The organism is Pseudoalteromonas sp. SCSIO_11900, assembly GCF_000576475.1.
In the GTDB taxonomy this organism is placed as follows: Bacteria; Pseudomonadota; Gammaproteobacteria; order Enterobacterales; family Alteromonadaceae; genus Pseudoalteromonas; species Pseudoalteromonas tetraodonis.
The window spans coordinates 429,585-452,721 of the sequence record NZ_KK070023.1 but is presented as its reverse complement, the minus strand read 5'-3'; the positions used below and the strand labels follow the sequence as shown (position 1 = coordinate 452,721).

Sequence of the window (23,137 nt, the reverse complement as noted above, 5' to 3'; positions counted from 1 at the left end):
CTGGTGCTGTTTTTTATGCATTAGTACGTACCTTTGCCGACTTAGTGAGTGACAACCGCGATGAAGTTATTGCTAAGCATTTTAAACTTATCCACCGTTTACTATTTTGGCTTGATTGGCTCCCAGCGCGTATTACCAGTTTTGGCTATTTAGTAATTGGTAACTTTAATAAAGGGACTAGCTGTTGGCTGCATTACGTGTTTGACTTTTCAAGCCCTAATCACAAGGTTGTTACTTATACGGCGCTAGCGGCTGAACAAGTTGAAGAGCGCTACTATGGTTGCACCTTTGAATCCTTGCTGGTATAAAAAGTACATTAACGGCTCATGGTAAACACCGGTTGGCTCTACCGTGATAACGATTTCCTCAGCTATAGTTTTGGTTGTACTTAAAAGCCACTGCTTAATTTCCTTGAAAGCTAGGTGGTTATTTTTAAATACTTTTGTTTTCTTTTTATTAGTGATTGGATCTCTCAGCCAACATAAATCAACTTTATCTTTACTGATATCAAAACCAATAAACATCATCTCTACTTACTCCCCTTGTACATACAGCATCAACTTAATCTAAGAGTGCTTGGATACCATTCAGTTTGTTGAGAATTGGAAGCTAGGGCTTAATCTACGGCTCAGTATCAAGTACTGGGCGGGGCTACAAGCTCACTAACTTCCGATGTAATAAATGATAGCTAATCATCTATTACAGAGAGATACAAGGCGGGGCTTTATACCGCGCACTTTAGTTGCGGGCAACGGGCTTCGGGTAACGGGCCTAGAAACTCGAAGCTCGAAGCTAAATAACTGAACCTAGTTGGAATATAGGTAAGTACATGGCGACAATTAATCCGCCAACTAATACGCCGAGTACCGCCATTATTAAGGGTTCTAATAGGCTAGATAAGCCATCTACCGCGTCATCTACTTCTTGCTCGTAAATAGTGGCTACTTTAGCCAGCATGCCATCAAGCGAACCTGACTCTTCACCAATGGCAACCATTTGTATTACCATATCGGGGAATATTTTAGAGTTACGCATCGCCCAATTCATTTGATTACCTGAACTTACCTCGGCTTTTATTTCTAAAATAGCATAACGGTAAACTGCATTACCTGAGGCACCAGCTGCAGAATCAAGCGCATCTACCAGCGGTACACCGGCGGCAAACGTGGTCGATAGGGTACGGGCATAGCGGGCAACAGCCGCTTTATTTAAAATCATGCCGATAACTGGGAGTTTAAGTATGGCGCGGTCAGTGGCGTCACGCAGTTTTAAACTTCTTAAATGGGCTTCTTTAAATACATAACCAAACGCCACAACGACAATTAGGGCTATCCACCAGTTGGCTTGCATAAATTCAGAAATGGCGATGACAAATAAAGTAAAGGCAGGGAGCTCTGCACCAAAGCCGGCAAAAATATCTTGAAATTGCGGCACTACAAATATCAGTAATATAGAGGTAACAATCAGCGCCACCACCAATACCGCAATCGGGTAAAACATGGCTTTTTTAATTTTTGATTTAAGCGCTTCTGATTTTTCTTTATAAAGGGCAACGCGATCAAATATTTTATCCAACGCGCCAGATTGCTCACCTGAAGCCACTAAATCGCAATATAAATCATCAAAGTAACGAGGGTGCTTTCTCAGCGCTGTTGATAGCGGCTGGCCAGCTCTTACTTCATCGCCAATAGCACCCATGAGCTTACTAACACTTTTATTAGTGGAGCCAGAGCCTATCATTTCTATGGATTGTATTAGCGGCACACCGGCCATCAGCATAGTGGCTATCTGCCTGGTCACTAAGGCAATGTCTTTCGGGGTGATTTTTTGTACACTTTTTATGCCAAAGAGTGGCTTGGCTTTACGCTTTACTTTAGAGGGAGTAATGCCTTGTTTGCGTAGTTGCGCTTTAACTAAAGCAATGCTTGAGCCGGTAAGTTCGCCTTCAAGTTTCTTTCCTCGAGCACTTACACCAACCCATTGAAATGTATCGAGCCCTTTTTCATCTTGTTTTTTTGCCATTGAACCCTACTTTAGTAAGCAAGTTACTTGCTTTTAATTAACTATTGTTTAACCAAACGCCCGTATTCCATACCTCAATATATTGAGGATATAAAAACTTTGCAATTTTAATCTCATTTTCAGCAAGTTTAAGTGAACCTAACTGCTTTAGCATTCTTATTTTTTCGTATCTTAAGTAAGCACTAGGGTACACTGATAAAAATTCGTTTGACCAATTGACTAACTCAATTAGCTTAGCCCTGTTATTGGTTAAAATAGCTTCTTCAATTACAGTTGACTTGGATAATATGTTTATAGATTTAAAATCAGAAACCGGGTTAATTATTGCATTCAGATATTGATAGTTTTGCGTTTTAACATAGTTAAAAACTTGTTTAGAGGTATGAATAGCTGAGATTGAAAATACTGTAACTAATATAAATAAAATTAAGGTCAAGATTTTTATAGCACTAATAACCTTTTTCGACGTTACATAGTGACTAATGTTACCAGACTTCGAGTTTATGAAAGCTAATAAAATAATAAACACAATAAAGTGTGGTATAGAGTGATAAAAAGGTAACTCTACTTGTAAGTGAAATAGTATAGGGACTAATAGCAGTAATAATTTACCCCGAACTCTTTTTTTCGTATGGAATATACTTTTTGCGAGTGCAGTAATAAGCAGTAGAAAAGCTATTAAAGTTACAACACCACCTTCAATATACCAGTAGAGGAGCTCATTATGGGGGTGGGCTACACTTTTGGCTATATTCGTATTATTTCGTTGCTCTGCTTCTATTGCGCTTTGGCCTAAAAGTGCATTGTGGAAGCTGCCATAACCGTAGCCTAGTATCGGTTTTTTGAGGATTAAGTTTAGTGTGTCCTCATATATATAAATGCGAGAGCCTGCGTCCGTAGCGCTGTATTTTCTACCTTGATCATCAGCTTCACCTTTATAAGGTAAAGTGTAAGTTAAACTGCTCGAAAGTAATATTAATAATAGAAGTATTTTTTTTAGATTTTTATTTCTTACTTGGGTGAGTAAATAAAATAAAATTACAACTCCTAGAGTGATGTAACCAATCCGAGACTCACATAAAAGTGTAACCCAAATTGAGATAAGAGAATTAAAGTATAAAAAGGCTTTAATTTTATTTGTTAAGTTAATGTACTGACTTAAAATAAAAAGTGAAACCGACAGTCCTGTAACTAAAAAAGATGCTAGTACATTAGGTTGTTGAAATACGCCATAAGGCCTGCCGTAACTTAAATCAAAATTATAAAAGTAAGAGGTAAAAAGATAATATTGATAAAGCGATAGTAGCCCTTCAATAAGTGAAGCTACAGTAATAAGCAGTAATAACTTTAAATAGAAGGACTTACTTTTATCTATTTGTAGCAAGGAAAGATAAAGCAGACTTCCCAATAATATAGCTATAAACCTTAATGACTCAGATAGCCCTTGGTAAAAATCACTCCAAAAATAAGGAAGCATAATTAGTGGTATAAAAAAGAATAACGCTTTACTAAATTCGTCATACTTTATGCCTGATTGGTTTATATTTGAAAAGGCTATTAATACTAATAAAGATGTGAAAGCCAAGGTGATAGCATTAAAAGGAAGCTGCAAAGCTTCTCCACCTGTATTGCTAGCATAAAAATGCATGGCTAAGGTGAACATAGTGGTTAATATTAACAGGAAGGTTTTTTTTGAAATTTGCACTGTTTGTTCTTTTAATTTAGAAAAGAAAAGGGCTAAAGAGCCCTTTTACATAACTTAAGATTTACATCCAGTTGGTTTATATTCATCTTTAGTGTTGGCTTTACAAGACCAGGCGCCAGATGCGTTCCTAGTTAAGACAACAGTATTGTTATTAACGTTGGCACCACCTGCAACAGTACCAGTAATGTTCCCGGTTGCAGATATGCTCACTTCTACTTTAGAACATGAATTGGTATTAATCCCAAGAGCTGCTGCTGTTTGTGCTGAACTTGCTGCTGCGCCTTCGTTTACTAAAATTTCGAATGCAGTTTTACCAGGCGAAATCTCAGCTAAACAAGCAGTTACTTGAGACTTTGCTGTATAGTTTTGATAAGCAGGCAGTGCAACTGCTGCTAAAATACCGATGATTGCTACTACAATCATTAGTTCAATTAGGGTGAAACCCTTTTGGTTTTGTTGTGTCATTGTTTGCATGTTTCCTCTCCTAAAGGATAATGTTGTGGTAAGCCAAACGGGTATAAGTTTTTAAACTGTAACTTATGTGTTTACTTAACCTGTTACTACAAAAAATAAAATTATTTTTGCCAATTCAATGCTGTGTTTAAGCGGTAAATTATTGGTCGTTAAAACACACACTGCATGGCGGTTATTCGTTAATTTTTCCCTTACTTGAGCATAAACTTATCTATTAAAAGTTAGTTATAACCCGCGTAAGTTACAAGCTAATTATAAAAATAAACCCTGTCGCTTATTTTTACTCTGTCCCTATAAATGCTTCTCCATTTTTTTAACTAATTAAGTATTTAAAACTAGTCAATATGAATGAGTTTAACACTGTTTATTGCGCTTTTGTATGTAAAAACTTTATAAAAAACGCATTAATTTAATAACTTGTTACAAATAATCCTTTTGAATTATTTAATGCCCTTTTTTAAAACCTGTCAATCAATTAGCGCAAATAAAGAGTAAATATTTTTTGCATTATTTACTCAAATCGCATCGATAAATCGATTGATTGTAAATTTTTTGTAAGCGCACCGCTTGAAATAAAGTCGACCCCAGCTTGCGAGTAGGCTTTGAGTGTTTCTAGGGTCATATTGCCCGACACTTCAAGTTTTGCGCGCTTATTTGTAATGCTAACTGCTTGGCGTATTTGCTCGGGGCTAAAATTATCTAACATAATAATGTCGGCGCCTGCGTTAATGGCTTGTTCTAGCTCATCAAACGATTCAACTTCAACCTCTATAGGTTTATCGGCATGATTTAGCTTAGCTTGAGTAACTGCGTTATTAATTCCTCCACAGGCCGCTATGTGGTTTTCTTTAATTAAAAACGCATCAAATAAACCAATTCGGTGGTTTGCACCGCCGCCACACTTAACAGCATATTTTTGCAGCGCTCTAAGCCCTGGAATAGTTTTACGGGTATCGAGCAGTTGCGTGCTAGTACCGCTTAACTCTTTTACATAGTGCGCTGTAGTTGTGGCTGTGCCTGAAAGCGTTTGTACAAAGTTAAGTGCGGTGCGCTCGGCTGTTAAAATAGCGCGAGCAGAACCTGATGCGGTAAATAAAGTGCTATTGGCACTGACAAAGTCGCCGTCGTTCACGCATATTTTTACAACTACACTTGGGTCGACTTGTTTGAACACTTCAATAATTAGGTCTTTACCACAAAAGATGCAGTCTTCACGGGTGATCACTTTCGCATTGGCTTGCTCTGCTTGCGGAATAAGCTGTGCGGTAATATCGCCTTGTTCAGCGCTTTGATAATTTAGGTCTTCATTAAGCGCTAAGGTAACAAGTTGGCTAATTAGGGTATGCGAAATAGACATGAAAAAGCTCATAATAGAAAATAAATTAACTAAATTTTACTCTGTTTAATTACTAAATAGAAGCGGCTAACAACTAAACTAATAATTAACACATTAATTATATTGTATCGTTTAGTATTACGCTATCTTTATGGGTTTAAATCTATTAGCATCTTGATATACATCAATTTTGGTTGATTAACCTGAGCGCTGCGAGCTACGGGTAACGGGCTATGGGCAGCGGGCTACATAAGTTTTAAATAAATAGTATGAAAATAGATTCTTTAGGCGGTATAAATAATATTAGCCAGCGGGCGTGTAGCCATTTTGACGAGCGACCTGCTCAGTGCGATATTTCGCTGTTGGTTATTCATAATATTTCATTGCCTGCAGGGCAGTTTAACACTCCGTACGTTGATGATTTATTTATGGGGTGTATTGATTGTAATGCGCACCCTAGCTTTAGTGACCTAGAGGGGCTTAAGGTGTCAGCGCATTGTTTTATTAAGCGCTGCGGCGAAGTTATACAGTATGTGCCTTTTGAAAAACGTGCATGGCATGCGGGGCGCTCGTGCTTTGCTGGGCAACAAAATTGTAATGATTTTAGTATAGGTATAGAGCTTGAAGGCACAGATACAACTAACTATACCGATGCGCAATATCAAAGTTTAGCTGCATTGGCGCAGGCTATTATGCAGCGCTATCCAAAAATAACAGCCAGTAATATAGTTGGGCATTGCGATATAGCCCCTGGGCGAAAAACCGACCCTGGAGCGAGTTTTAACTGGCGTAAGTTTTTTAACCTAATTGAATAACTAAATTAAGCGAGTAACAACATGATTTTGGTTTCAATAATAATAGCACTGATACTTGAGCGTTTAGGTGCTCGCTCTGCGCATTGGCAAATGAGTTATTACGCTAATGGCTACTTAACTCGCTCTGTTAATTTATTGACCAATAAAGGGTTATTTGGCACGGCTACGGGGTTTTTAATTTGGTTATTACTGCCTGTGATTGCTGTTGGGTGTGTGTATTTTTTATCTGACTTTGCACTTTGGCAACTTGTTTTTAATGTGGCGGTGTTACTCGTTTGTTTTGGTTGTGCTAAGCAACGCGCTTTATATAAATCGTATTTAAATGCATTGACCCGAGGGGATCAAACCGCTGCGTCTTTGTATGCTTTGCAATTGGGGCAAAAGCGCACAGAGGAGCAACAAGGCGGCGAAACCTTAGGGCAAACGCTGGCTTGGGTTAATTTCAGGTTTTATTGCGCGGTTATATTTTGGTTTGTGGTATTGGGCGTTGCTGGTGCTGTTTTTTATGCATTAGTACGTACCTTTGCCGACTTAGTGAGTGACAACCGCGATGAAGTTATTGCTAAGCATTTTAAACTTATCCACCGTTTACTATTTTGGCTTGATTGGCTCCCAGCGCGTATTACCAGTTTTGGCTATTTAGTAATTGGTAACTTTAATAAAGGGACTAGCTGTTGGCTGCATTACGTGTTTGACTTTTCAAGCCCTAATCACAAGGTTGTTACTTATACGGCGCTAGCGGCTGAACAAGTTGAAGAGCGCTACTATGGTTGCACCTTTGAAGCCACTTGCATGATCAAATTGGTTAAGCGAAATGTACTTTTTTACTTAGTGTTAATTGCCTTGATGACTTTATTTGGTGGTTTAAGTTAAAGAGCAGGGGTTAGGTAATAGGTGTTAGGTAGAGATTAAGTCAAGCAATGTGTTTAGCTTGGCAGCTGGCGGGCTACGAGCAGCGGGGAATGGGGGACGGGCTTAAAACCTTTAACCTTTAACCTTTAACCTTTAACCTTTAACCTTTAGCCTTTAGCCTAGAGCCTAGAGCCTAGAGCCTAGAGCCTAGAGCCTAGAGCCTAGAGCCTAGAGCCTAGAGCCTAGACCCTAAACATGCGGGAGGTAAATTCTCACTTACACTATAAAAGTATGTTTATATTAGGTGCTATGTTTTATCCTACTGCCGAACCCCGAACCCCGAACCCCGAACCCCGAACCCCGAACCCCGAACCCCGAACCCCGAACCCCGAAAATTAAAACTAGCTGGTCTGACCATTTGTTTTTCATCTTATTAACCTTTCTTTATCCTCTGTATTTTGTGTATTATTTGAACTTTGTTTAAATTACCTTACGCTGGCCTTACGGCTTTAAAACTGCTGTAAATTGACAGTAATTACGGTTTTTGATAACGTATGGCAAAATTTGGTATGACCAATTTACCTTTTGGTCAGGTCATTCAGTTAAAAGCCTTATTTAATGGGCTGTTAGCATTTATACAACGCGGACGTTGATTGATGTCTTTAAAAATTAAAGCGGCAAAATTATCTGATGTTATTTTACAACAACTTGAGAACATGATTCTTGAGGGGTCGTTAGCACCAGGAGAAAAGTTACCACCGGAGCGTGAACTCGCTAAGCAATTTGAAGTGTCGCGTCCGTCGTTGCGTGAAGCCATTCAAAAGCTTGAGGCAAAAGGGCTCGTAACCCGTCGTCAAGGTGGTGGAACGTATGTAAAAAATCAATTGGAAGAGGGGCTGACTGATCCGTTGTTTGATTTGATCAGTAAACACCCCGAATCGCAATTTGATTTATTAGAATTTCGTCATGCGCTAGAGGGAATTGCGGCTTATTACGCAGCACTTCGCGGAACAAGCAACGATTTTGCAAAAGTAAAACAGAGCTTTGATCAGATTGCATTAGCTAAAGATGAATTAAAGCAAAAAGCCAAAGCGATTAATGACTTTCATTTTTGCATTGCTGAGGCGTCTCATAACGTAGTGTTACTGCATTTAGTAAGAGGGATGCAAAGCTTACTTGAGCAGAATGTTTTACAAAATTTAACGGTGTTACTTAAAAAGTCAGATATAAGCAGCCAATTAGCCGAGCACAGGCGTTTATTAATGGATGCAGTGATTGACGGTAATCCTGAACAAGCTCGTTTAGCGAGTAATGCGCATTTAGCCTATATTGAAGAAGCATTGCTTGAAGCGGGTAAAGAGCATTCGCGAATTGAACGTAGTTTAAGACGCACCAAACAAAATTAAGCAAGTACATTCACTGTTAACTTGATTTAACAGTGAAGTATTCAATACATAAAATTAGTATTTTAAACATAAGGAAACCTCCATATGTCTGAAGTCAATAAAATTGACGTAGACGCGCTAGAAACACAAGAGTGGTTACAAGCTCTTGAATCGGTTGTGCGCGAAGAAGGTGTTGAACGAGCTCAGTTTTTACTTGAGCAAGTGTTAGAGCAAGCCCGTTTAGACGGTGTTGATATGCCAACAGGCATTAACACAAACTACGTTAATACGATTCCGGTTGATCAAGAACCTGCCTACCCTGGTGATGTAAATCTTGAGCGCCGTATTCGTTCAATTATTCGCTGGAACGCGATTATGATTGTATTGCGTGCATCGAAAAAAGATCTCGACTTAGGCGGCCATATGGCGTCTTACCAATCGTCTGCTGCATTTTATGAAGTGTGTTTTAACCATTTCTTCAAAGCGCCAAATGACGTTGATGGCGGCGATTTAGTCTATTACCAAGGTCATATTTCTCCGGGTATTTATGCGCGTGCATTTGTTGAAGGGCGTTTAAGTGCTGAGCAGCTTGATAATTTCCGTCAGGAAGTAGACGGTAAAGGCTTACCTTCTTACCCTCACCCTAAATTAATGCCTGAGTTTTGGCAGTTCCCAACGGTATCTATGGGCTTAGGTCCAATTTCTTCAATTTACCAAGCACGATTCTTAAAATACTTAGATGGCCGTGGCTTAAAAGACACTAAAAACCAACGTGTATATGCGTTTTTAGGTGACGGTGAAATGGATGAGCCAGAATCACGTGGTGCTATTTCTTTTGCTGCCCGTGAAAAGCTAGACAACTTATGTTACTTAGTTAACTGTAATCTACAGCGCTTAGATGGCCCTGTAATGGGTAATGGTAAAATCATTCAAGAGCTAGAGGGGCTATTTAAAGGCGCTGGCTGGAATGTTATTAAACTTGTTTGGGGCAGCGGTTGGGATATTCTGCTTGCTAAAGACACCACAGGTAAATTACTACAGTTAATGAACGAAACTGTTGATGGTGATTACCAAACATATAAAGCAAAAGATGGCGCGTACGTACGTGAGCACTTCTTTGGTCGTTACCCTGAAACTGCAGCACTTGTTGCTGATATGACCGATGAAGAAATTTTCGCCCTTAAGCGCGGTGGTCATGAGCCTTCAAAGCTGTTTGCCGCCTTCAAAAAAGCAGAAGAAACGAAAGGTCGTCCAACCGTGATCCTTGCTAAAACTGTAAAAGGTTACGGCATGGGTGAAGCGGCTGAAGGTAAAAACATTGCGCACCAAGTTAAGAAAATGGATATGTCGCATGTGGCTCACTTACGCTCTCGTTTAGGCTTAGATGATTTAGTATCAGAAGAGCAATTAAAAGAGCTACCCTACTTAGAGCTTGAAAAAGATTCTCCAGAGTACAAGTATCTACATGCGCGTCGTGAGGCATTACAAGGTTACACGCCAACACGTATTGCTAAGTTCTCTGAAAAGTTACAGTTGCCAGAAGTAGACGCGTTCAAGCCGTTACTTGAAGAGCAAAAGCGTGATATTTCAACCACTATGGGCTTTGTACGTGCACTTAATATTTTATTAAAAGATAAAGGTATTGGTAAAAATATTGTGCCAATTATTGCCGATGAAGCACGTACTTTTGGTATGGAAGGTTTATTCCGTCAAATCGGTATTTACAACCCACATGGCCAAAATTACACCCCTCAAGACCGTGATATTGTTTCTTACTACAAAGAAGCAACCTCAGGACAAGTACTACAAGAAGGTATTAACGAGCTAGGTGCAATGTCGTCATGGGTTGCTGCTGCAACATCATACAGCACCAACGACTTACCGATGATCCCATTCTACATTTACTACTCTATGTTTGGTTTCCAACGTGTTGGTGACATGGCATGGATGGCTGGGGATCAACAAGCACGTGGTTTCTTATTAGGTGCTACAGCGGGTCGTACAACGCTAAATGGCGAAGGCTTACAACATGAAGATGGCCACAGCCACATTCTTGCAAACACAGTACCTAACTGTATTTCTTACGATCCTACTTATGCATTTGAAGTAGCTGTTATTGTGCAAGACGGTATTCGTCGTATGTACGGTGAAGATCAAGAAAATATTTACTACTACCTAACGCTAATGAACGAAAACTACCATCAGCCAGCAATGCCAGAAGGCGCTGAAGAAGGTATTCGTAAAGGTATTTACAAGCTAGAAAGCTACGAAGGTAAAAAAGCCAACGTACAGCTATTAAGCTCAGGTACTATCATGACTGAAGTGCGTAAAGCGGCGGCCATTTTAAGCGAAGAGTTTGGTATTGCGTCTGATGTTTACTCAGTAACATCATTCAATGAACTTACCCGTGATGGACAAGATGTTGAACGTTTCAACATGCTTAACCCAGAAAGCGAGCAAAAAACGCCATACATCACTAGCGTATTAAACGATTCAGTCACTGTTGCTGCAACGGATTACATGAAAAACTACGCAGAACAAGCGCGTTCATTCATCCCAAGCAATAACTACAAAGTATTGGGTACAGATGGTTACGGTCGTTCAGACAGCCGTGAAAACCTACGTCGTCACTTTGAAGTTAACGCAAGCTACGTGGTAGTTGCGACATTATCTGAACTTGCTAAACGTGGTGAAGTTGAAAAGTCAGTGGTTGTTGAAGCAATTAAAAAATTCAACATCGACACTAACAAACTTAATCCACTGTACGCATAAGAGGTTTGCAATGAGTATTGAAATTAAAGTACCCGATATCGGTGGCGATGAAGTAGAAGTAACCGAAATACTAGTGAGTGTTGGCGATAAAGTTGAAGTTGACCAATCACTATTAAGTGTTGAAGGCGATAAAGCTGCGATGGAAGTACCTGCTGCGCAAGCAGGTACAGTAAAAGAAATTAAAGTAAGCGAAGGCGACACGGTAACAACCGGTTCGTTAATTATGATTTTTGAAGGCGAAGAAACTGGTTCACAAAGTGAGCCCGAAGCGCCGGCTAAAGCTGAAGCTGCTGCACCTGCAGAAGCTTCAGGTTCTGACACTCAAGAAGTGACTGTGCCAGATATTGGTGACGACGAAGTTGAAGTAACTGAAATTATGGTTGCGGTTGGCGATAGCGTAGAAGAAGAGCAATCTATCTTAAACGTTGAAGGCGACAAAGCGGCAATGGAAGTACCAGCACCCTTTGCCGGCACTGTAAAAGAAATTAAAGTAAATACTGGTGACAAAGTGAAAACGGGCTCATTAGTATTTGTTTTTGAAGTGGCGGGTGGTGATAACCAAAGTGCTCCAGCAGCTGATTCAAAAGCACAAGAGAAGTCTGCTGAACAGGCATCGGCATCAAGCACTAAAGAAGTTAGCGTACCGGATATTGGTGACGACGAAGTTGAAGTAACCGAAGTTATGGTTGCGGTTGGCGATAGCGTAGAAGAAGAGCAATCTATCTTAAACGTTGAAGGCGACAAAGCGGCAATGGAAGTACCAGCACCGTTTGCAGGTACTGTAAAAGAAATTAAAGTAGCGACTGGCGATAAAGTTAAAACGGGCTCATTGATTTTTGTATTTGAAGTAGCAGGTAGCACGCCAAGTGACGCGCCTGCAAAACAAGACGAGGCAAAGGCTGAATCTAAGCCAGCAGCTCAAGCAGAGTCAAAACCAACTGCTGCGCCTGAAAAAGCAAGTGCTGAGAGCTTTGAAAACAACAGCGCTTATGCTCATGCATCGCCAGTTGTTCGTCGTTTAGCACGTGAGTTTGGTATTAACCTTGCCAACGTTAAAGGCACGGGCCGTAAAAACCGTGTTGTTAAAGAAGACGTGCAAAACTATGTTAAACAACTGGTTAAGCAAGTTGAGTCTGGTCAAGTGCCTGCAGCTAAAGGCAATGCCGGTGGGGGTGAGCTTGGATTAATTGCGTGGCCAAAAGTTGATTTTGCTAAGTTTGGTGAAATTGAAGAGAAAAAACTCTCTCGTATCCAAAAGCTGTCAGGTAAAAACTTACACCGTAACTGGGTACAAATTCCACATGTTACCCAGTTTGATGAAGCGGATATCACGAGCCTTGAGCAGTTCCGTAAAGAGCAAAACGCGCTTAATGAGAAGAAAAAGCTAGGTGTTAAAATTACGCCACTCGTATTTGTAATGAAAGCAGCAGCTAAAGCGCTTGCTGAGTTCCCGACATTCAATTCATCGCTTTCAGAGGATGGCGAAAGCTTAATCCTTAAAAAGTACATCAATATTGGTGTAGCGGTTGATACGCCAAATGGCTTAGTTGTGCCAGTGTTCAAAGATGTTGATAAAAAAGGCATTATTGAACTCTCTCGCGAACTTATGGATATTTCTAAAAAGGCGCGTGATGGCAAGTTAAGTTCATCAGATATGCAAGGTGGTTGTTTTACTATTTCAAGCCTAGGTGGTATTGGTGGTACGGCATTTACGCCGATTGTGAATGCACCTGAGGTGGCTATTTTAGGTGTGTCTAAATCTGAAATGAAGCCTAAGTGGAATGGTAAAGAGTTTGAGCCTAAGCTAATGGTTCCACTTTCAATGTCTTACGACCATAGAGTAATTGACGGTGCACTTGCTGCACGCTTTACTGTTACTCTTGCAAGTTACATGAGTGATATACGCCAGTTAGTGATGTGATCACTACAGAGTGAGTAAAATCAAATCCCAGCCAGTTGTTTTTAGCTGGGATTTTTATCATTTGCAATGATACAATATTTGCACAAATGCCCTTTTCTGCCTTGCAGAAACATGGCAGTTAAATTTTGGGGCTGTGTCCCGTTCAAACAATAAAGGTAATAGCATGAGCAACGAATTAAAAACTCAAGTTGTTGTACTAGGCGGTGGTCCTGGTGGTTACTCTGCGGCTTTTCGCGCTGCTGACTTGGGCTTAGAAGTTACATTAGTAGAATCTCGCGAGACATTAGGCGGTGTATGTCTTAATGTTGGTTGTATTCCTTCTAAAGCACTTTTACACGTAGCTAAAGTGATTGATGATGCTGCAGAAATGTCATCTCACGGCGTTACTTTTGGCGCACCAAAAATTGACTTAGATGAAGTTCGTTCTTGGAAAGAGTCTGTTGTTAGCCAGCTTACAGGTGGCTTAGACGGCATGGCTAAAATGCGTAAAGTAAAAGTTGTATCTGGTTACGGTAAATTTACTGGTAGCAACACTTTAGATGTTGAAGGCGCTGACGGTAAAACAACCATTACCTTTGATAACGCAATTATTGCTGCGGGTTCTAAACCTGTAAACTTACCTTTCATCCCAGAAGATGATCGTGTTATTGATTCAACGGGCGCGCTAGAGCTTAAAGATGTTCCTGAAAAACTACTTGTTTTAGGTGGTGGTATTATTGGTCTAGAAATGGGTACGGTTTACCGTGCACTAGGTTCTGCAATTGACGTTGTAGAATTTGCAGACCAGCTTGTTCCTGCTGCTGATAAAGACATCATTAAAATTTACCAAAAGCATGTTAAAGACAAGTTTAACGTGATGCTTTCAACTAAAGTAACTGGCGTTGAAGCAAAAGACGACGGATTATATGTTACTTTTGAAGGCAAAAATGCACCAGCAGAGCCAGTTCGTTACGACAAAGTACTTGTTGCTGTAGGTCGTACACCAAACGGTAACATGTTAGACGCTGATAAAGCGGGTGTGAATGTTGATGAGCGTGGTTTTATTAACGTTGATAAGCAATTACGTACTAACGTAGAACATATTTTTGCAATTGGTGACTTAGTGGGTCAGCCTATGCTTGCGCATAAAGCGGTTCATGAAGGTCATGTTGCTGCTGAAGTTATCTCTGGTCAAAAACATTACTTTGATCCTAAGTGTATTCCTTCAATTGCTTACACTGACCCTGAAATTGCATGGGCGGGTGTAACTGAAAAAGAAGCGAAAGAGCAAGGTTTAAGCATTGAAACAGCAGTATTCCCTTGGGCTGCATCGGGTCGTGCAATTGCCTCTTCACGTACTGAAGGTTCTACTAAGCTTATTTTTGATAAAGAAAGCGGCCGTATCATCGGTGGTGCTATGATTGGTATTAACGCAGGCGAAATGCTGGGCGAAATCGGTCTAGGTATTGAAATGGGTGCAGATGGTGAAGACCTAGCGCTAACAATTCATGCTCACCCAACATTGAACGAATCAATCGGCCTTGCTGCTGAAATTTTTGAAGGTTCAATCACTGATTTACCAAACAAAAAAGCAGTTAAAAAGAAGAAGTAATTTCTTCTAGTTAATCGTGATAAAAAACCCAAGCCTCGGCTTGGGTTTTTTGTTTTTATAGCCTCAGCGTTTAGCAAAAGATTGTTCTATCTAGCGCAGCGTCTCTATGGTGCAAAAACAAAGACTAAAGCATGTCGAGCTGCGAGTGCCGGGCAACAGGCAACGGGCTTAAAGCCTCAAAATTAAACCTGCGCGAGATAAATTCACGCCTGCAACATAAAAGTTATGCTTGCAAAAAGCTCGGTGTTTTATTTTACTAGCGCCCGCAGCCCGCAGCCCGCAGCCCGCAGCCCGCAGCCCGCAGCCCGCAGCCCGCAGCCCGCAGATATCTATTTCCTTTTATTTTAGCTACAATGCGCAGCCATCAATTTATAGGTAATAAACCACAGTGACTCAAGGTTTCAAAAATTCAGTTTTAGCGTTACGTGCCCAGCAAATAAGTGAATCTCGACGCGAGTTTAATGCCCGGGGCGGTAAGATGGACCGCTGTGAGCAATGCTTAATTGCCAAGCATTACTGTATTTGTGAGGGCGCTGAGTATGCAAGTTGCGACGCTGCGGTTTGTTTACTGATGTATCATAATGAAAGTTTTAAACCGTCTAATACAGGGCGTTTAATTGCTGAAATAGTCCCTGACAATTATGCGTTTCGTTGGGATAGAACCTCCCCAGATCCTGCTTTATTAGCATTATTGAATAATGATAAATATCAGCCTTTTGTGATTTTTCCGGCAGAAGATGTTGAAACAGATAGAGTAGTAACGCAAGTAGAGCCTGTTGCAGGTAAAACGCCTTTATTTATATTTTTAGATGGTACATGGCGTGAAGCTAAAAAAATGATCCGCAAAAGTCCTTATTTAGATAACTTACCAGTGCTTTCTATTACCGCACAAAAGCTCTCAGATTACCGATTACGTGTAGCACCCCATGCTCACCAGTTAGGTACGGCAGAAGTGGCTATTATGGTATTGGCATTGGCTGGTGAGGTTGATGCAAGTACTAAATTAGAGCAGCATTTTATTAAGTTTCGCGACGCCTATTTACTAGGTAAGCGCAATAAAGGCAGGCCCGAATAAAAAGCAGGGCACGTACATTCAAAAAACTGAGTTTAATGCTTGTTCATAGTTTGAATGTATATAATCTTGGCTGACCGTTGATTTTCAGGCAAAAGAAAAGCGCGAACCATCTCTAGTCGCGCTTGCGGAATCTTCTAACTTTGTTGCATCCTGCAATTGAACCTAATCAACTCCAATTTTTACGTTCCTTGTTATTACAATATTACTTTCTAGTTCTATGTAATATAGGCTATCCGAGCCTGTCTCCCTAAATCCTTGAAACATCCTGTACGGTAAAATCTATTACCTATCCTTATAGCACATCCGAGTGCATTCCTTTTGCTACCATTCCGTTGTGTTGCCTTAATGGCCTGTCCGTCTTATTCCGTATCCTTTAGCAACAACTTTTCCGTGTTGTTATCCATTACGCATCATCCGGATGCTATCCCTTATGCAACAATCCATTGCGATACTCATCCTGAGCCTGTCCTTAAATCCCTGTTATCCTAAAAACCAAACCTTGGAATTCGAGTAGTTAGTCCGTTTCCATTTACTCGGTAAGCGTCGTTGCTTATTTATGGGTTAATTATAGAGAGTGATTTGCAGTAAATGTAGGATAAAACCGCTTATGGTTTAGGTTCTTACAAATGAAATATTTTTAAATTATATAAAATACAATGACTTGTTATGTTTTTGTGGTGTTATACAGAGTGTTTTTACTCATTAGCTGTCATAAGCGTAAGAGATGTCTTACAGGGGTTTTCTTTTTTGGGTGTATTTATCACGAAGTGATTATATAAAGTGTGCACTTTTTAGTACATCGCGGTAAAATTAATGATAATAATTATTAGTTAGGTAAGACAATATGAAAAAAACACTCGTGTTTGTTGTTGGATTAATTGCCTCAGCACCGGCTGTTGCAACTGATGTTGTGAATATTTACTCATTTCGACAACCTTTTTTAATTAAACCTATTTTAGATGATTTTACACAGCAAACGGGCATTAAAACCAATGTGGTGTTTGCTAAAAAAGGCTTAATAGAACGTGTTAAGCGTGAAGGTAAACACAGCAAAGCCGACTTAGTTTTAACCTCAAACTTTAGTGCTTTAATTCAATTAGAAGAGCTAAATCTTACGCAAACCATAGAAAGCAAGCAGGTTAATAATAATGTCCCGGCGGCATTTCGTGATGGCGATGGCCAGTGGGTAGCGCTCACTAAGCGCGTGCGTAATGTTTACTCTTCAAAAGAGCGTTTAGGCGCATTGCCTAACCTTACCTACGAAGCGCTTGCTGAGCCGCAATACAAAGGACAAATTTGTACTCGCTCTGGCAAACACCCATATAACTTAGGCCTTGTAGCTTCTATGATTGCTCATCATGGTGAAGCACAGACGAAAACATGGCTTGAGGGTGTAAAAGCTAATTTAGCGCGTAAACCTCAAGGTAACGATCGAGCGCAAGTTAAAGCGGTTAAAGAAGGTTTATGTAATTTAGCCTTAGGTAATAGTTATTACTTAGGCAAAATGCTGCAAGACGAAGCACAAAAACCATGGGCTGAAGCCGTTCATATTAACTTTCCAAATCAAACTGACCGAGGCTCACATATAAATGTATCGGGTGCAGTTATTACTAAGTATGCTAAAAACCCTGAAAATGCCTTGAAACTCATAGAGTATATGACCGACAATAAGGCGCAAAATATGTATGCCTCGCTCAATATGGAGTATCCGGTTAAGCCAGGTGTAAAACTTTCTAGTTTGGTTGCATCATGGGGAAGCTTTAAGGAAGACAGCTTACCGCTTGATGAAATTAGCAAATATCGTCCGTTAGCCCTTAAGCTAATTGATGAGGTGAAGTTCGATCTTTAATGACTTATAAATTTCAGCTGTCGAAATGGCAGCTTATTGCGTGGTCGACGGGGTTATTGCTGTCGACCCCGTTGTTTTTCCTACTATTAGAATCTTTACAAGGCGACTCAGAGGTATTTACCCACCTGTGGAATACCGTACTGTGGGACTATATAAGTAATACCGTATTACTGGTTTTAGGTGTAGGGCTGCTTAGTTGCGCCATTGCGTTACCACTGGGTTGGCTCACCGCTTATTGTCGTTTTCCTGGCAAACAACAGTTTGAATGGGCATTGATGCTGCCTCTTGCCATGCCTACTTATATTATTGCTTATGTGTACACTGATTTACTCGACTATGCGGGGCCGGTACAAATAACTCTAAGAGAGTGGTTTGGTTGGCAGTCGCCAAGTGACTACTGGTTTTTTGATATACGCACCTTACCAGGGGCTATTGTTATGATTGCGCTGGTACTCTACCCGTATTTATATTTAATTTTTAAAACTGCACTGCGAGAACAATCTTTTAAGTTAGTCCAAGCCAGTCAGTTAATGGGGCTAAATGCATGGAAAAGCTTTTTTAAAGTCAGCCTTGTATTATCCCGTGGTGCCATTGTAGCGGCCCTTGCTTTGATCAGCATGGAAACCATGGCTGATTTTGCCACCGTAAGCTATTTTGCTGTCAGTACATTAACCACCGCTGTATACGATACCTGGTTTGGCTATTATTCATTAACTGCAGCAGCAAAAATTTCAGGGGTGATGTTACTACTGCTGTTCTTAGCATTGATCACCGAGCGTTTTAGCCGTCGTAACCAAGCGGTGTTTGAGCGTCAATCGAGCGTGAACAGTGAAGCGCTTTATATCCTCAAAGGTAAGTCTGCGTGGCTAGCAACTGGGTTTTGTAGCTTTATTTTAATTATTTCGTTTATTATTCCGATGGTTGTATTGCTCAAATATGCAGTGATGTATTTTGATCAAGCGTGGAATAGTGAGTTTTTTAGCTATGCATGGCAAAGTTTAAAAGTGGCGGCTGTAGTCAGTGTGGTGACTATTATACTGAGTGTTTTAGTGGTGTTTTATCAGCGCATTGCTAAACAAAAAAATCCATTAATACCCGGGCGTTTGGCCAGTACGGGCTATGCGTTACCCGGCACAGTATTAGCGATAGCGGTATTGTTGCCACTCACCCTATTAGAAAATACTATTAACCGCACTTTAGCTCCTTATGATTTAGATATTGGCTTATTACTTACTGGTAGCTTACTCACTATTATTTTTGCTTATATAGTGCGGTTTTACGCCGTTGCACACGGAGCTATTGAGTCGAGCTTTTCACGCATTAGTCCCTCCCTTGATATGGCAAGCCAGTCAATGGGAAAAAGCCAAGGGCGCACATTACGCTTAGTGCACTTACCTTTATTACGCAGAGGCTTATTAACCGCCGGTTTATTGGTCTTTATCGAGTGTATGAAAGAGCTACCCGCAGCGTTGTTGTTAAGGCCTTTTGATTTTGAAAGCTTAGCAACTCATGTGTTTCAGTATGTAAGCGATGAACAATTAGAGCTGGCCTCTATATCGGCTTTGTTTATTGTGGTGGTGGGGTTTATTCCGTTATATTTTATTAACCGTTCAATGGAGCAGCGTAGCTAAATGAGTAGTTTGATTTTACAAGGCGTGAGCTATGCATATAACGGGACTAAGGTGATAGATAATTTAGATTTAACCTTAGGTAAAGACGAAATAGTGTGTTTACTCGGAGCCAGTGGCTGCGGTAAAACCACCACACTTAAAGCCATTGCAGGATTAATTGAAGCCAAACAAGGGCAAGTATTTATTGATGGTAAGCTAGTCAGTGATGCTAATACGTTTGTTTCACCTGAGCATCGTAATATTGGCATGATGTTTCAAGACTATGCGTTATTTCCGCATTTAACGGTGGCTAATAATATTGGCTTTGGCCTAAGCGGCATGAGCAAAGCAGATAAACACGCACGCGTGGATGAAATGTTAAAGCTGGTACACTTGGTAGGCTGCGCCGATAGATTCCCTCATCAACTCTCTGGTGGGCAACAGCAGCGAGTAGCGATTGCACGCGCATTAGCATATAAACCTAGCTTACTGTTACTTGACGAGCCATTTTCTAATATTGATACCCAAGTACGATTTGAGTTAATTGCCGACATTAGACGCATTATTAAGGCGCAGCAAGTATCGGCTGTGTTTGTTACTCACTCAAAAGAAGAGGCGTTTGCTTTTTCAGATACGCTTGCGGTTATGCACCAAGGTAAAATTGCGCAGCAAGGTACGCCAGAACAGCTTTTTGCTAAACCACGTTCAAAGGAGGTTGCAGAGTTTCTGGGTCAGGGCATATACTTAAGCGCCACCGCATTAACCGCCACTGAATATCAAACGCAGTTTGGGGTAGTTGAATCAATACAGCCACAGCAGCATGGCTTGGCGGATAAGGGCGTTATTTATGTGCGTCCGCATCAACTTGAACTTGTTAGTAATAACGATACGCAACAGCAATGTGAGCGGGTTAGTATATTAAGTAGTCGCTTTATTGGCTCTGCTTATGTATACACTGTGGTTATTGATGAGCAAGAAATAGAAGTTGCAGCCGAGTATGGCCAGTCATTTGAAATTAATGAACAGGTTATAATAAAAATAAAACCGCACACGGTGAATTTTTTTGAATCGTAATTAATCGCTGTGTTTTGCTCTAAAAAGTAAGGAATGACAATGGCGCAAGCGCAATCAGGGATTTGTGCTGAAGCAAACTTACACGGTTTGCACTTATTTTTTAATGTACTTGATGGTCACGACGAACTACTTCGCGCTAAGCTTAAAAAAGTGAGCGATATTGAAGATGAGTTTAGTGATCAGTTCTCTGAATCTATGCTTTCTTGTATGGTCGCCATTGGCGCGCAATATTGGCCACACATTCTGCCTGATTATATGCCAAGTGAGCTGCGAGGCTTTCCTAATATTACCCATAGCGATTTTGTGATGAGTGCAAGGCCATGCGATTTATTTGTGCAAATCCGCTCAGACAGAGAAGATGTAAACCACCTGTTTGCATTGCAAATATTAAAACTTTTCAACCCTGATGTTGAGCTGGTGGAGCAAATTCGAAATTTTCGTTTTTTAGATGGCCGTGATTTTAATGGTTTTATTTATGCGGGCGATACTCCGCATGGTCGTCAAAAACGGGTAACGGCCCTCGTTAATAAGCCCGATAGCTTTGAAGATCAAGGCAGCTATATTCATGTTCAGCGCTATAAGCATGACTTAACGTTATGGCAGCACTTGTCGTTGCAAGAACAAGAACAAATAATGGGGCGTACTCGTCTCGACAATACCCTAATAAGCCCCGCACTTGAAAGCAGCCATGCGACCCGAAGTGAATTAAAAGATGAACAGGGGCAAGCATTATTACTAAATCAAAGTATGCCTTATGGCGACGTGTATGAGCAGGGAATGTTAATGATTATGTGCTCGGCTAAAGGGGATGCATTCGAGAAAGTGCTCAACAGCCGTTTAGGGCAGGGGGAGCATTACGATCATTGGCTTGATTTTACTCAAGCAGATATGGGCTCTGCGTTTTTTGCACCCTCAGTGCGATTTTTAAAGCAGTTATAAAACAAGCCAGTAACGGCTACGTATTAGCATAGCCGTAACAATGATAACCAAACGTGTTTAAACCGTATCAAACAAAATACGCACACGCTCTAATGTGAGGTCTATTTCTGATACTTTCGCTGGCGCAATAAAAATAGTGTCATCGCCGGCAATTGTTCCTAATACGCCATCTGCTTTACCTAATGAGTCAAGTAAACGGGCAATTAGCTGCGCAGCGCCTGGGCTGGTGCGAATAATAATCATCATTTCGTTATGCATAATGTCAATAACTAACTGGCGTAACGGGCTTTTAGCGGTTGGTACACCCATTTCGGCAGGTAAACAGTACACCATTTCTTGTTTTGCATTGCGGGTACGTACCGCGCCAAACTTACTTAACATCCGCGACACTTTACTTTGGCTAATATTATCAAAGCCTTGTTCTTTTAATGCGTCGACTATTTCGCCTTGTGAGCCAAAATTTTCTTCTTTTAAAAGTGCTTTAAAGGCTTTTACCAATGCTTCTTGTTTGTCTTGTGGTTGCATAGTGTCTAGTTAGTTATGTTGTCGATACTGCAAATTCTACACAAAAATGCATATTTATGCAGCAGTTGTTTAGGTTTTGCTGCGTTTAAACAGCAAAGTTTACAACTATGGTCGAAAATATAGTTAAAATAGGCAGGATAAATTTGTTTTTAGTCGCTAATTTCTTTATCTTATGAACCACAAATATTTCCTTCCTCAAATCACGGAGAATTCCAATGAAAGTTGCTGTATTAGGTGCTGCAGGTGGTATCGGTCAAGCGTTGTCTTTATTATTAAAAACAGGCTTACCAGCTGGTTCAGAATTATCACTATATGATGTTGCGCCAGTAGTTCCTGGTGTTGCTGTTGACCTTTCTCATATCCCAACAGATGTAAAAGTTGAAGGTTTTGGTGCAGATGCACTAGATAAAGCATTAACAGGTTGTGATATTGTTTTAATCCCAGCGGGTATGCCGCGTAAGCCAGGTATGGATCGTGCAGATTTATTTAATGTTAACGCAGGTATCATTAAAACATTAGCAGAAGGCATTGTTGCTAACTGTCCTAAAGCGCTTGTAGGTATTATCACTAATCCAGTTAACGGCACTGTACCGATTGTTGCTGAAGTATTCAAAAAAGCAGGTACTTACGATGCTAAGCGTGTATTTGGTATTACAACACTCGATGTGATCCGTTCTGAAGCGTTTATTGCTGAACTTAAAGGCGTAGACGTAGCAAGTGTTAAAGTACCAGTGATTGGTGGCCACTCAGGCACAACCATTCTACCGTTACTTTCTCAAGTTGAAGGTGTTACTTTCACTGATGAAGAAGTGGCTACACTAACTCCTCGTATCCAAAATGCAGGTACTGAAGTAGTTAATGCTAAAGCGGGCGGTGGTTCTGCAACATTATCTATGGGTGCTGCAGCAGCACGTTTTTGTATGTCTCTAGTTAAAGGCCTACAAGGTGAAGACGTTGTAGATTATGCATACGTTGCTGTTGAAAATGGCGATGCAGAGTACTTTGCACACCCAGTACGTTTAGGCAAAAATGGCGTAGAAGAAATTCTTTCTTACGGCACTTTAAGCGCATTTGAAGAGCAAGCTAAAAATGACATGCTTGAAACGTTGAAAAAAGATATCAAAGAAGGTGTTGATTTTATGGCGTAATAGCCAAAATTAACCAATAAAAAAGCCTGCGTTTGCAGGCTTTT

General features: G+C 40.5%; 17 protein-coding genes and 2 pseudogenes. 13 read left to right on the top strand and 6 right to left on the bottom strand.

The window, feature by feature from the left end; all coding sequences use genetic code 11:
* Positions 1 to 296 (top strand): annotated as a pseudogene (ampE, locus tag BG00_RS02055) (regulatory signaling modulator protein AmpE); the annotation flags it as partial.
* Here the strand turns inward: ampE (BG00_RS02055) and BG00_RS17240 are convergent.
* The 5 genes and pseudogenes from BG00_RS17240 to nadC form a co-directional block, all read right to left on the bottom strand.
* Positions 291 to 527 (bottom strand): annotated as a pseudogene (locus BG00_RS17240) (IS110 family transposase); the annotation flags it as partial. The pseudogenes ampE (BG00_RS02055) and BG00_RS17240 overlap by 6 nt on opposite strands.
* Before the next feature lie 265 nt (positions 528 to 792).
* The gene (locus BG00_RS02050) at positions 793 to 2,022 is read right to left on the bottom strand and encodes a type II secretion system F family protein (RefSeq protein WP_036980242.1); all 1,230 of its coding nucleotides are present in this window, start codon (positions 2,020 to 2,022) and stop codon (positions 793 to 795) included.
* Between the two features lie 37 nt (positions 2,023 to 2,059).
* A complete protein-coding gene (locus tag BG00_RS02045; protein ID WP_036980241.1) occupies positions 2,060 to 3,727 on the bottom strand; it encodes a PglL family O-oligosaccharyltransferase in 1,668 nt (555 codons plus the stop codon).
* A gap of 54 nt (positions 3,728 to 3,781) precedes the next feature.
* Positions 3,782 to 4,201 (bottom strand): pilin, encoded by a 420-nt coding sequence (locus BG00_RS02040; RefSeq protein WP_036980240.1) that lies wholly within the window; start codon positions 4,199 to 4,201, stop codon positions 3,782 to 3,784.
* Between the two features lie 511 nt (positions 4,202 to 4,712).
* Positions 4,713 to 5,558, bottom strand: a complete 846-nt coding sequence (gene nadC / locus BG00_RS02035; RefSeq protein WP_036980239.1) for a carboxylating nicotinate-nucleotide diphosphorylase — start codon at positions 5,556 to 5,558, stop codon at positions 4,713 to 4,715.
* Between the two features lie 248 nt (positions 5,559 to 5,806).
* Here nadC and ampD point away from each other — a divergent pair, with 248 nt between their 5' ends.
* From ampD to BG00_RS01980, 11 genes are all read left to right on the top strand, one after another.
* A complete protein-coding gene (ampD, locus tag BG00_RS02030; protein WP_036980238.1) occupies positions 5,807 to 6,352 on the top strand; it encodes a 1,6-anhydro-N-acetylmuramyl-L-alanine amidase AmpD in 546 nt (181 codons plus the stop codon).
* 21 nt (positions 6,353 to 6,373) lie between these two features.
* Positions 6,374 to 7,225, top strand: a complete 852-nt coding sequence (gene ampE, locus BG00_RS02025; RefSeq protein ID WP_036980237.1) for a beta-lactamase regulator AmpE — start codon at positions 6,374 to 6,376, stop codon at positions 7,223 to 7,225.
* A 635-nt stretch (positions 7,226 to 7,860) separates the two neighbouring features.
* Positions 7,861 to 8,610 carry a pyruvate dehydrogenase complex transcriptional repressor PdhR gene (gene pdhR, locus BG00_RS02020; protein WP_008114937.1) on the top strand — a complete coding sequence of 250 codons (750 nt, stop codon included), beginning with the start codon at positions 7,861 to 7,863 and terminating at the stop codon, positions 8,608 to 8,610.
* 84 nt (positions 8,611 to 8,694) lie between these two features.
* On the top strand, positions 8,695 to 11,361 hold the full coding sequence (aceE, locus tag BG00_RS02015) for a pyruvate dehydrogenase (acetyl-transferring), homodimeric type (protein WP_036980236.1): 2,667 nt from the start codon (positions 8,695 to 8,697) through the stop codon (positions 11,359 to 11,361).
* Between the two features lie 10 nt (positions 11,362 to 11,371).
* Positions 11,372 to 13,282 (top strand): pyruvate dehydrogenase complex dihydrolipoyllysine-residue acetyltransferase, encoded by a 1,911-nt coding sequence (gene aceF / locus BG00_RS02010; protein WP_036980235.1) that lies wholly within the window; start codon positions 11,372 to 11,374, stop codon positions 13,280 to 13,282.
* A gap of 163 nt (positions 13,283 to 13,445) precedes the next feature.
* Positions 13,446 to 14,873 carry a dihydrolipoyl dehydrogenase gene (gene lpdA / locus BG00_RS02005; protein WP_033103967.1) on the top strand — a complete coding sequence of 476 codons (1,428 nt, stop codon included), beginning with the start codon at positions 13,446 to 13,448 and terminating at the stop codon, positions 14,871 to 14,873.
* 388 nt (positions 14,874 to 15,261) lie between these two features.
* The gene (locus BG00_RS02000; RefSeq protein WP_033103968.1) at positions 15,262 to 15,948 is read left to right on the top strand and encodes a tRNA-uridine aminocarboxypropyltransferase; all 687 of its coding nucleotides are present in this window, start codon (positions 15,262 to 15,264) and stop codon (positions 15,946 to 15,948) included.
* An 844-nt stretch (positions 15,949 to 16,792) separates the two neighbouring features.
* On the top strand, positions 16,793 to 17,797 hold the full coding sequence (locus BG00_RS01995; RefSeq protein ID WP_036980234.1) for a Fe(3+) ABC transporter substrate-binding protein: 1,005 nt from the start codon (positions 16,793 to 16,795) through the stop codon (positions 17,795 to 17,797).
* Entirely contained in the window at positions 17,797 to 19,428 is a 1,632-nt protein-coding gene (locus BG00_RS01990) for an ABC transporter permease (RefSeq protein WP_036980233.1), read from the top strand. The genes BG00_RS01995 and BG00_RS01990 overlap by 1 nt, the downstream gene beginning before the upstream one ends.
* Positions 19,429 to 20,481 (top strand): ABC transporter ATP-binding protein, encoded by a 1,053-nt coding sequence (locus tag BG00_RS01985; protein WP_036980232.1) that lies wholly within the window; start codon positions 19,429 to 19,431, stop codon positions 20,479 to 20,481.
* A gap of 39 nt (positions 20,482 to 20,520) precedes the next feature.
* Positions 20,521 to 21,420: a Dyp-type peroxidase gene (locus tag BG00_RS01980; protein WP_036980231.1), complete on the top strand. Its 900-nt coding sequence runs from the start codon at positions 20,521 to 20,523 to the stop codon at positions 21,418 to 21,420.
* A 57-nt stretch (positions 21,421 to 21,477) separates the two neighbouring features.
* Here the strand turns inward: BG00_RS01980 and argR are convergent, their stop codons facing one another.
* Complete coding sequence (gene argR / locus BG00_RS01975) at positions 21,478 to 21,945, bottom strand: transcriptional regulator ArgR (RefSeq protein WP_008114955.1); 468 nt, start codon at positions 21,943 to 21,945, stop codon at positions 21,478 to 21,480.
* A gap of 215 nt (positions 21,946 to 22,160) precedes the next feature.
* Here argR and mdh point away from each other — a divergent pair, with 215 nt between their 5' ends.
* Positions 22,161 to 23,093: a malate dehydrogenase gene (mdh, locus tag BG00_RS01970; protein WP_013465922.1), complete on the top strand. Its 933-nt coding sequence runs from the start codon at positions 22,161 to 22,163 to the stop codon at positions 23,091 to 23,093.
* The last annotated feature ends 44 nt before the right edge of the window (positions 23,094 to 23,137 follow it).